This window comes from Azospirillum sp. ST 5-10 (assembly GCF_051225715.1).
Lineage (GTDB): Bacteria > Pseudomonadota > Alphaproteobacteria > Azospirillales > Azospirillaceae > Azospirillum.
Genome location: NZ_JBPJSP010000020.1, coordinates 70,873 through 80,541, shown reverse-complemented (window position 1 = coordinate 80,541; position 9,669 = coordinate 70,873). Strand labels below are relative to the sequence as shown.

Below are 9,669 nucleotides of genomic sequence, written 5' to 3'. Positions count from 1 at the left end.
GAAGGGCGGTGGCGGGCCGTCAGGCGCCGCCCGCCACCGTGCCGACGGACTGGCAGATGTGCTTCAGCTCGGTGAAGTCGGCGAAGGCGTCGTAGCCGTGCAGGCGCCCCAGGCCGCTCTGCCGGTAGCCGCCGGTCTCGGCCTCGGCGAACAGGCGGTTGTGGTCGTTGATCCACACGGTGCCGTTGCGCAGCGCCCGCGCCATGCGCAGCGCCCGCGCGCCGTCGCGGGTCCACACGCTGGCCGACAGGCCGAACACCGTGTGGTTGGCCTTGGCGACGGCCTCCGCCTCGTCCTCGAAGCGCTCCAGCACCACGAAGGGGCCGAAGATCTCCTCCTGGCAGAAGAAGGCGGCGGGGTCGCCATGGGCGACCAGGGAGCAGGTGAGGAAGGCCCCTGCGGCAAGGTCGCCACCGGGCTTGCCGCCGCGCAGCACCACCTCGTCGCACGCGTCGAAGGCGCGTTCCACCGTGTCCTGGACGCGGTCGCGGGAGGCCGTGTCGATGAGCGGCCCCATGCGCACGGCGGGATCCAGGCCGTTGCCGATGGGCATGGACGCCAGCGCCTCGCGCAGCAGGCCCTTCATCGCGTCGTAGCACGACCCGTGCACCAGCACGCGCCGCGCGGCGGTGCACTGCTGGCCGGAGATGATGGTGGCCGCGGCAGCGATGGCGGCGGCGGTGGCCGGCAGGTCGGCGTCGGGGAAGACGACGCAGCAGCTCTTGCCGCCCAGCTCCAGGGACAGCTTCTTCATGGTCTCCGCCGCCGCGGCCATGATGCGCTTGCCGGTGGCGGTGGAGCCGGTGAAGCTCAGCACGTCGACGTCGGCGGACTCGACGAGGCGGGCGGCGGCGGCGTGGCCGCTCTCGCCCACCATGTTGCACACGCCCCGCGGCAACCCCGGCACGTCGGTCAGCGCCTCCAGGATGGCGGCGGTGAGCAGCGTCGTCTGCGGCGCCGGCTTGACCACCACGGTGCAGCCCGACGCCAGGGCCGGGCCGATGGCGCGGGCCAGCAGCACGGCCGGGGCGTTCCACGGGATGATCAGGCCGGCGACGCCGGCGGGCTCGCGCAGCATGGTGGAGAAGACGCCCGGCTCGACCTCCAGCACGTGGCCGGGGACGTGGCGGGCGAGGCCGGCGTAGTAGCGGATCTCCGAGATCATGCCGGCGATCTCGCCGCGCGACTGCGCCAGAACCTTGCCGTTCTCGAGCGTGAGCAGGCGGGCCAGCGCCTCGGCGCGACCGTCGAGGTTGGCGGCCCAGGCCAGCATCACCGTCTGGCGCAGGCGCGGGCTCTGCGCCCAGTCGGTGCCGGCGAAGGCGGCGGCGGCGGCGGCGATGGCGGCGTCGGCCTCGGCGCGGCCGCCGTCGGCGAAGCGCCCCACCGGGGTGCCGTCGGCGGGGTTCAGGCTGTCGGCCCAGGCGGTGCCCGGCACCCAGACACCGTCGATGAGGTGCCGGCTCTCTCGCGTCTCCAAGGGTGGTCCCTCCACGGCGTTCTTGTGGGGTTTTCTTGCGGCGCGGTGCGTTGGTTCGCGCCGCTCCCTCCACCGTTAGTGAACGCGATGATGGGCTATCAGAGCAAATAATCTATTCTTATCGATACAATCAGTTTGGATGATGGACCGGGCCGGGCCGGGCCGGCCGGAGGCGTCTGCCCCCACCCTTCCCGCGGCTTTGCCGCGGGCCCCCTTCCCTCCCCCGCTGCGCAGGGGAGGGCAAGAATAGGCACCCTCCCCTGCGCAGCGGGGGAGGGAAGGGGTGGGGGCAAAACGGGCTGTTGGCCGCTCAGGTGCCGTCCGCCGCGGGCAGCGCCGGGGTGATCGTCGGCAGGCTGCGCGCGGCGTGCAGGAGGTGGGCGTTCATCGTCTCCTTGAAGCGCACCGCGGCGGGGCTCAAGGGGCGGCGGGGGTGATGGATCCAGGCCAGCGTGCGGACGATCGGCGGGTCGATGGCGTGGGCCCGCAGGGTGCCGGCGGCCAGCCCCTCGTTGACGACGATGCTCGGCAGCACGGTGACCCAGTCGGTGCGGGCCACCAGTTCGGCGATGGGGATGAGGGCGTCGATCTCCAGCCCGGGCACCAGATCGATGCCGTGGCTCTCGGTGGCCTGGTCGAGCACGGTGCGCAGGCCGTGCCGTTTGGACGGAATGACCAGCTTGAGACGGGACAGCTCGGCCAGGCGCACGGCGTCGGGGATACCGGGTCCGGCCATGGTGCCGCTGACCAGCACCATGTCCTCGTTGAGGATGTCCTCGACGGTCAGCGCCAGGCGCCGGCGTGGCCGGTTGACCACGGCGATGTCGAGCTGGCCCGACGTCACCTGCTCGACGAAGATGGCGGTGTAGCCGTCGGTGACGCTGAGCTCGACCTCGGGATAGCGGCCGACGAACGCCTCCACCGCGCGGGAGAGCACGGAGAGCGTGACCGAGGCGAGAAGCCCGACGTTGAGTTGCCCGGCCACCGTGCCGCTGAGGTTGGCCATTTCCTGCTTGGCGGCGGCGATGTCGCGCAGAATGGGCAGGAACAGGCGGTACATGGTGCGCCCGGCGGTGGTCGGGATCATGCCCTGGGCGCTGCGCTCGAACAGCTTCTCCCCGGTCTCCGCCTCCAGCTTGGCGATCTGCATCGACAGCGCCGGCTGCACCACGTTGAGCCGCCGCGCCGCCCGGGTGACGTTCCCCTCCTCGAAGAGGCAGACGAAATACTGGATCTGGCGCAGGTCCACGGCGGGCTCCGGGCATCAGGAGGGATGATCGCGATACCAGGCGATCATCGTACCGGATGATTGCCGCGCGCAAGGGACGATGCGCCGGCGGCCCGTTCCGTCATTCCTCGGGCACCGCCGTTTCCATTGTCCGCCCGGCGACCGGCCGGCGGGAGCGGCGCGGCTCCTCGCCCCAGCGGCGCAGGGTGCCGACGTCCAGGTCGAACAGGTCGAGGACGCGGCCGACCGTATGGTTCACCATGTCGTCCAGCCCGGCGGGCTTGGCGTAGAAGGCGGGCACCGGCGGGGCGATGACGGCGCCCATCTCCGCCAGCGCCGTCATGGTCCGCAGGTGCCCCAGGTGCAGCGGCGTTTCGCGCACCATCAGCACCAGCCGCCGGCGCTCCTTCAGCACCACGTCGGCGGCCCGGGTCAGCAGGCTCGCCGTGACGCCCGACGCGATCTCCGACATGCTGCGCATGGAGCATGGCGCCACCACCATCCCCATGGTGCGGAAGGAGCCCGAGGAGATGGACGCGGCGATGTCGTCGACGGGATGGACCACGGCCGCCAGCGCCCGCAGATCGGCCAGCTTCCAGTCGGTTTCCAGGGCCACCGTCACCTCGGCCGAGCGCGACATCACCAGGTGCGCCTCGATCCCCAGCGCCTTCACCATCTGCAGCGTGCGGATGCCGTAGATCACCCCCGACGCGCCGGACATGCCGACGATCAGCCGCCGCGGCGTCTCGCGGCGGGGCGGGGTGTCGAACGCGCTCCTGGGCTCGGGCTCGGTCATTCCGGTGCTCCTCGGCGATCGGCGACGCTGGGTCGCACGGCGGCAACTATGCGGGCTCCTCGGCGATCATCACAAATAATGATTTCTAATGCTGCCGATCATTGCCATTGATCATGCCGCGGCGCCCGACGTCCCGGGCTATCATTCAGAATGATTGCACTGATTACCAATACCTATTGGCGCTGATCGTTCAGCCTTCGCATACTCCAACAATCGACCGGGCGCACAAGTCCGGCGGCGCCGGCGTGCGAAACGACGCAGGGGAGGGGACGGTGACCAGGGCGATCAACATCTTCCACGGGCCCTTCGGGCGGGTGGCGCTGCTCGACATGGACCAGCCGCTGATCGCCCACGCCCACCACCACTGCCACGTCCTGATCAAGGCGTCGGGCGGCGACCAGCGCGTCAGCGTGCGCGGCGAGGGCTGCCCCATGCGGGACGACACCGCCGTCCTCATCAACGCCTGGGCCGAACACGCCTATCCCCACGATCCGGCGACGCCGGACGTCCAGGTGCTCGCCCTCTACATCGAGCCGCAGTGGCTGAGCCGTCTCGATTCCGCCCTCCAGTCGAGCATGCACCCCGCGTTCTTCGAGCGGCCGTGCGTGCGCATCACCCCGCGCATCCGCGGTCTCGCCGACCGCCTGTCGACCCTGCTCCAGCTCGGCGTCCACCTGCCGCCCGACGAGGCCGAGGCGATGATCGTCGAGCTGATGCTGGCGGTGATCGACCGCTTCTCGCAATGGCGGGCCATCCGCGCCGCGCGGGTCGCGGCGACGGCGACGACCGGCGCCAGCGACTTCCGCATCCGCCGCGCCGTCGCCGCCATGCGCGAGGACCCGGCCGCCGCCGTCGACCTCGGCCGCGTCGCCCGCGCCGCCGGCCTGTCGCGGCCCCATTTCTTCCAGCTCTTCAAGCGCTGCACCGGGCTGACGCCGCTCATGTACGCCAACCACCTGCGGGTGGAGCAGGCGGTGCGGGCGCTGAGTTCAGGCGACGGGCCGATCGCCGACATCGGCCTCGATCTCGGGTTCGACGCCCAGGGCAACTTCAGCCGCTTCTTCCGCCAGAACACCGGCGTCTCGCCGCGCGACTACCGCATGGCGGCGAGCGTGGCCGCCGCAAACAATCAGACGCTCCGATAAATGGCGAACGCCTGCGAAAAGTCCGCCGCGGCAAGGCCGGCTAGGCTTCCTCCCGCAACGCCCCCTCGGGGCATGGAAGAACGCCCCCACGGGGGCGTGGAAGGAGGACACGCCATGAGCACGACCGACGCGGCCGAGAACCGCCGCATCGAGCGCGACGTGCGGCGCAGCAACGCGTTCCGCGCCGAGTTCGTCGCCGGCACGCCCGGCTGGTACCACGGCGGGCTGCACCTCGGCTTCACCCTGCTGGTCACGCTGGGCACCATCGCCTGGTGCTGGTCGCATCTCGACCGGCCCACCGCCTGGGAGTGGCTGGCGGTGATCCCCATCGTCTTCTTCGGCAACTGGGCGGAATGGGCCGGCCACCGCTACGTGCTGCACCGGCCGGTTCCCGGCCTGAAGATGATCTACAAGCGCCATTGCGGCGTCCACCACCGCTTCTTCACCGACCACACGCTGGCCTACAGGGGCCACAAGGAGTGGCGGGCGCTGCTGTTCCCGCCCTTCGCGCCGGTCGCCTTCATCCTCGCGTCGGTGCCGCCGGCCCTGCTGGTCGGAGCGCTGTGGAGCGCCAACGCCGCCTACATCGTCGTCCTCACCATGGCCGCCTACTACCTCATGTACGAGGGGCTGCACACGCTTTCCCACCTCGACGACGAGCGCCATCCCTACCTGCGGCACGTCCCGCTGGTGAACACGGTGCGCCGCATGCACCGGGTGCACCACCACCTCGGCTTCATGCAGACGCGCAACTTCAACCTGACCTTCCCGATCTGCGACGCCCTGTTCGGCACCAGCGACGTCGACCGCGGCGTCATCGGCACCCTGTTCAGCGGCGCCGGCGAGCGCTGGGTGCGCCGCGACCTCCACCCCGAGCCCCCGCCCGCCGAGTTCTACGGCGCCGAGGACGCTGCAGGCGGGGACGCGGCGCGGCGGCGGCCGGCCTGAGTTCCCACCACCATCCGCACACGAGAACGAAGAAAGGACCGTCACATGGGTCGTATCGAAGGCAAGGTGGCGCTGGTCACCGGCGGCGCCCAGGGCATCGGCGCCACCTACGCCCGGGCCCTTGCCGCCGAGGGGGCGCGGCTCGTCGTCGCCGACCTGCTCGACGCCTCGCCCTTGGCGCAGGAGTTGGTGCGCGCGGGCCACGAGGCCATCGCCGTGTCCGCCGACGTCAGCGACGAGGCGTCGGTGCAGGCCATGGCCGACGCCGCGGTGGCGGCGTTCGGGCGCATCGACGTCCTGGTCAACAACGCCGCCGTCTACGCCTCGCTGGCCATGCGCCCCTTCACCGAGATCGACGTCAAGGAATGGGACAAGGTGATGGCCGTCAACGTGCGCGGGCCCTTCCTGTGCGCCCGCGCCGTGGTGCCGGTGATGCGCCGCCAGGGGTGGGGCCGCATCGTCAACATCGCCTCGGGCACCGTGTTCAAGGGCACGCCCAACCTGCTGCACTACGTCTCCTCCAAGGGAGCGGTGGTCGCGATGACCCGGGCGCTCGCCCGCGAGGTCGGCCAGGACGGCATCTGCGTCAACACGCTGGCCCCCGGCCTGGTGCTGAGCGAGGGCGTCGTCCAGAACGAGTCCCTGCGCGACACGCTGACCGGGCCGGTGCTGGCCAGCCGCGCCATCAAGCGCGACCAGATGCCCGAGGACCTCGTCGGGCCGCTGCTCTACCTCGCCTCGGACGACTGCGCGTTCATGACGGGCCAGGTGGTCTGCGTGGACGGCGGCTCGGTCACCCACTGACGACGGGGCGGCCGATGACCACCGTGACAGCGGCCGTGGTCGAGGCGCTGCTCGCCGGCCATCCCGGCGTCGCCGAGGCGGTGGTCGCCGTGCTGCCGGCGCCGGGCGGGGCCGGCCACGTCGTCGGCTTCGTGCGCCTCAGCCACCGCATCGACATCGCCGGCCTCGACCGCCGGTGCGCCGAGGCCGGCATCGGCCGGGACTGGCGCCCCGCGGAGTACGTGATCGTCGACGAGATGCCGCGGGCCGGCGGCGGCGTCGACCGGCGCCTCCTCGTGGAGCGCGCCCGGCGCACCGACCTCGCCGCGCTGTGACGCGGACGACAACGAGACCGAAACCAGGGGAAAGCAAGGAGGGATCATGAAGGGGATTGCACGGGCGCTGTGCGCCGCGGCGGCGCTGGCCGCCGCCTTCACCGCCGCGCCGGCGGTGGCCAAGGAGTTCAAGGTCGGGCTGATCGTGCCGCCGACCCATGCCTGGACGCTGGCCGCCAAGGCCATGGGCGAGGCGATCAAGACGCAGAGCGGCGGCAAGCACACCGTCGCCGTGTTCCCCGCGGGCCAGCTCGGCTCCGAGGCGCAGATGCTGCAGCAGCTGCAGACCGGCGCCCTCGACATGGCCTTCCTGACGGTGGCCGAGATCTCCAACCACGCCCCCGATTTCGGCGCGCTCTACGCGCCCTATCTCGTCAAGGACATCGACGGCGCCGCCCGGATCCTGCACGGCGGCACCGCCACGGGGATGCTGAAGCAGCTTCCCCGCGCCGCCGGCGTCGTCGGCATCGACTATGGCATCGCCGCCATGCGGGTGCTGCTGACGGCCTTCCCCGCCGACACGGTGAAGGACCTCGAGGGCAAGAAGCTGCGCATCACGCCGTTCGAGCCGATCAAGGACTTCTTCTCGATCCTCAAGGCGGCGCCGACGCCGATGCCGCTGCCCGACGTCTACGACGCGCTGGCCAACGGCCAGGTGGACGGCGTCGACGCCGACGTCGAGCTGGTGTGGAAGCTCAAGCTGCAGGAGCGCGGCAAGATGCTGCTCAACTCCAACCACATGATGTTCCCCATGGTCGGCGTCGTCTCCGGCCGGGTCTGGCAGTCGCTGTCCAAGGAGGAGCGCGCCCTGGTGGAGACCACCATGCGCCGCGAGCTGGCCGGCCTGTTCGACAGCTACGCCGCGCTGGAGCGCGACATGCTGAAGAAGATCGGCGACAGCGGCCTGTCCGTGCACACCGTGGGCCCCGAGTTCTTCGGCGACACCCTCAAGGAATACGAGGCGATCTGGCTGAAGAAGGCGCCCGTGCTGAAGGAGCTGCGCGCCGAGGCGGCGAAGCTCTGACGGCCTCCCGGCGGGGCGGGACGCCGCCCCGCCGCCGTTCCCCAGCGGAGACGCTCATGAACCCTTTCTGCCGCGGCGTCAGCGCCGCCAGCAACGCCGTGGTCCGCGTCGAACGGGTGCTCGGCGGCGCCCTCGGCCTCGCCGTGGCCCTGCTGATCCTGCTCAACGTCGTCACCCGCTCCCTCGACATGGCCCTCTACTGGGTCGACGAGGCGGCGGTCTACGCCATGGTGTGGCTGGGCTTCGTCGGCGCCTCGCTGACGGTGCGCCTGCGCGCCGCGGTGGCGGTGACCCTGCTGTGGGACATGCTGCCGCCCGAGCTGCGCCATCCCGTGCACGTGGCGGCGGACGCCTGCGTGCTGCTGATGGCGCTGGCCCTCGCGGTGATGACGTGGAACTGGTTCGACCCGCCGGGCCTCGCCGCCGCCGGCTTCGACCTCGCGGCCTTCTCCGGCGACACCTTCAATTTCATCTACCAGACACGGACCACCACGCTCGGCATCCCGAAGTTCCTGGTGTGGCTGGTCGTCCCGTGGACCGCGGCGACGCTCACCCTGCACGCCGTCGCCAACCTGGCGGAGACGCTGGCCCGCGCCCCCTCCGCCGTCGCCGACGCCGCCGTCGGCTCGCTGGAGTAGCCGCCATGACGCTCGCCGTGGTCTTCACCTCGCTCCTCTTCCTCGGCGTGCCGGTCGCCCTGGTGCTGGCGCTGTCGGCGCTCGCCTACATCTTTGTGTCGGGCAACGACGTGCTGTTCCTCTCCTACCCCGAACAGCTCTTCGGCGGGCTGGAGAAGTACGGGCTGCTCGCCATCCCACTGTTCATGCTGGTGGGCGAGGTGATGAACGAGGGCGGCATCACCCGCCGGCTGATCGGCTTCGCCTCCGTCTTCATCGGCTCGGTGCGCGGCGGGCTCGCCTACATCAACCTGATCGCCAACATGATGCTGGCCGCCATCGTCGGCTCCGCCAACGCGCAGATCGCGGTGATGGGCCAGATCATGGTGCCGGAGATGGAGCGCCAGGGCTACAGCCGCGCCTTCGCCGCGGCGACCACGGCGGCGGGCGGCCTGATGGCGCCGATCATCCCACCGTCCATGCTGTTCGTCGTCTTCGGCGTGCTGGCGCAGATCAGCATCGGCGACCTCTTCGTCGCCGGCATCATTCCGGGCCTCATGATGGCGGTCGCCTTCATCGCCGTGGTCGCCGTCATCGGCGCCGTGCGCGGCCTGCCCTCGGGCCGGCGGCTCAGCCGCGAGGAGAAGATCGACAACATCCTCTGGGGACTGCCGGCCCTCATCGTGCCGGCGGTCATCGTCGGTGGCATCCTGTTCGGCGTGACGACGCCGACCGAGGCGGCGGCGCTCGGCATCGTCGCCGCCGCGGCGGTGGGGGCGCTGGTCTACCGCGAGTTCCGCGTCGACCGGCTCGGCGACATGCTGGTGCGCATGACGATCAACGCCTCCATCGTCCTGTTCCTGGTGGCCGCCGCCAACGTCTTCGGCTGGGTGATCGTCTTCGAGCAGGTGCCGCAGAACGTCGCCGCATGGTTGCAGAGCCTGACCGACGATCCCTTGACCTACCTGCTGCTGGTCAACGCGCTGCTGCTGTTCGTCGGCATGGTGATCGACGGCATCGCCGCCCTGATCATCCTCGTCCCCATCCTGCTGCCCATCGCCCAGACCGTCTACGGCATCGATCCGTTCCAGTTCGGCGTCGTCATCTGCCTCAACCTGGTGCTGGGCCTGCTGACGCCGCCGGTCGGCGCCGGGCTGTTCGTCGCGGCGCGGGTGTCGGGGGAGAAGCCGGGCGCCATCTTCAAGGCCTTCACCCCCTTCCTCGTCGCCACCGCCGCGGTGCTGCTGGCGATCACGGTGTTTCCCGCGCTGACGACGGCGCTGATCGCGAAGTAGCCTCGGCCGCGGGCTCGC

10 protein-coding genes are annotated in these 9,669 nt (G+C 70.9%); 7 read left to right on the top strand and 3 right to left on the bottom strand.

Annotated features, from left to right (window positions below):
• Positions 1 to 19: 19 nt before the first annotated feature.
• The 3 genes from ACSBPG_RS20765 to ACSBPG_RS20755 form a co-directional block, all read right to left on the bottom strand.
• Entirely contained in the window at positions 20 to 1,480 is a 1,461-nt protein-coding gene (locus ACSBPG_RS20765; RefSeq protein WP_435539119.1) for an aldehyde dehydrogenase family protein, read from the bottom strand.
• Positions 1,481 to 1,790: 310 nt separating this feature from the next.
• Positions 1,791 to 2,729 (bottom strand): LysR family transcriptional regulator, encoded by a 939-nt coding sequence (locus ACSBPG_RS20760; protein ID WP_435539118.1) that lies wholly within the window; start codon positions 2,727 to 2,729, stop codon positions 1,791 to 1,793.
• 100 nt (positions 2,730 to 2,829) lie between these two features.
• On the bottom strand, positions 2,830 to 3,504 hold the full coding sequence (locus tag ACSBPG_RS20755; protein ID WP_435539117.1) for a UbiX family flavin prenyltransferase: 675 nt from the start codon (positions 3,502 to 3,504) through the stop codon (positions 2,830 to 2,832).
• 272 nt (positions 3,505 to 3,776) lie between these two features.
• Here ACSBPG_RS20755 and ACSBPG_RS20750 point away from each other — a divergent pair, with 272 nt between their 5' ends.
• From ACSBPG_RS20750 to ACSBPG_RS20720, 7 genes are all read left to right on the top strand, one after another.
• Positions 3,777 to 4,649, top strand: a complete 873-nt coding sequence (locus ACSBPG_RS20750; RefSeq protein WP_435539116.1) for a helix-turn-helix transcriptional regulator — start codon at positions 3,777 to 3,779, stop codon at positions 4,647 to 4,649.
• Between the two features lie 114 nt (positions 4,650 to 4,763).
• Positions 4,764 to 5,597 (top strand): sterol desaturase family protein, encoded by an 834-nt coding sequence (locus ACSBPG_RS20745; protein WP_435539115.1) that lies wholly within the window; start codon positions 4,764 to 4,766, stop codon positions 5,595 to 5,597.
• Positions 5,598 to 5,642: 45 nt separating this feature from the next.
• A complete protein-coding gene (locus ACSBPG_RS20740) occupies positions 5,643 to 6,401 on the top strand; it encodes an SDR family NAD(P)-dependent oxidoreductase (RefSeq protein ID WP_435539114.1) in 759 nt (252 codons plus the stop codon).
• A 14-nt stretch (positions 6,402 to 6,415) separates the two neighbouring features.
• The gene (locus ACSBPG_RS20735; RefSeq protein WP_435539113.1) at positions 6,416 to 6,715 is read left to right on the top strand and encodes an AMP-binding enzyme; all 300 of its coding nucleotides are present in this window, start codon (positions 6,416 to 6,418) and stop codon (positions 6,713 to 6,715) included.
• Between the two features lie 46 nt (positions 6,716 to 6,761).
• Positions 6,762 to 7,739 carry a TRAP transporter substrate-binding protein gene (locus tag ACSBPG_RS20730; protein ID WP_435539112.1) on the top strand — a complete coding sequence of 326 codons (978 nt, stop codon included), beginning with the start codon at positions 6,762 to 6,764 and terminating at the stop codon, positions 7,737 to 7,739.
• 56 nt (positions 7,740 to 7,795) lie between these two features.
• The gene (locus ACSBPG_RS20725) at positions 7,796 to 8,377 is read left to right on the top strand and encodes a TRAP transporter small permease (RefSeq protein WP_435539111.1); all 582 of its coding nucleotides are present in this window, start codon (positions 7,796 to 7,798) and stop codon (positions 8,375 to 8,377) included.
• Between the two features lie 5 nt (positions 8,378 to 8,382).
• Positions 8,383 to 9,651, top strand: coding sequence for a TRAP transporter large permease (locus ACSBPG_RS20720; RefSeq protein ID WP_435539110.1), 1,269 nt, complete (start codon positions 8,383 to 8,385; stop codon positions 9,649 to 9,651).
• Positions 9,652 to 9,669 lie beyond the last annotated feature (18 nt).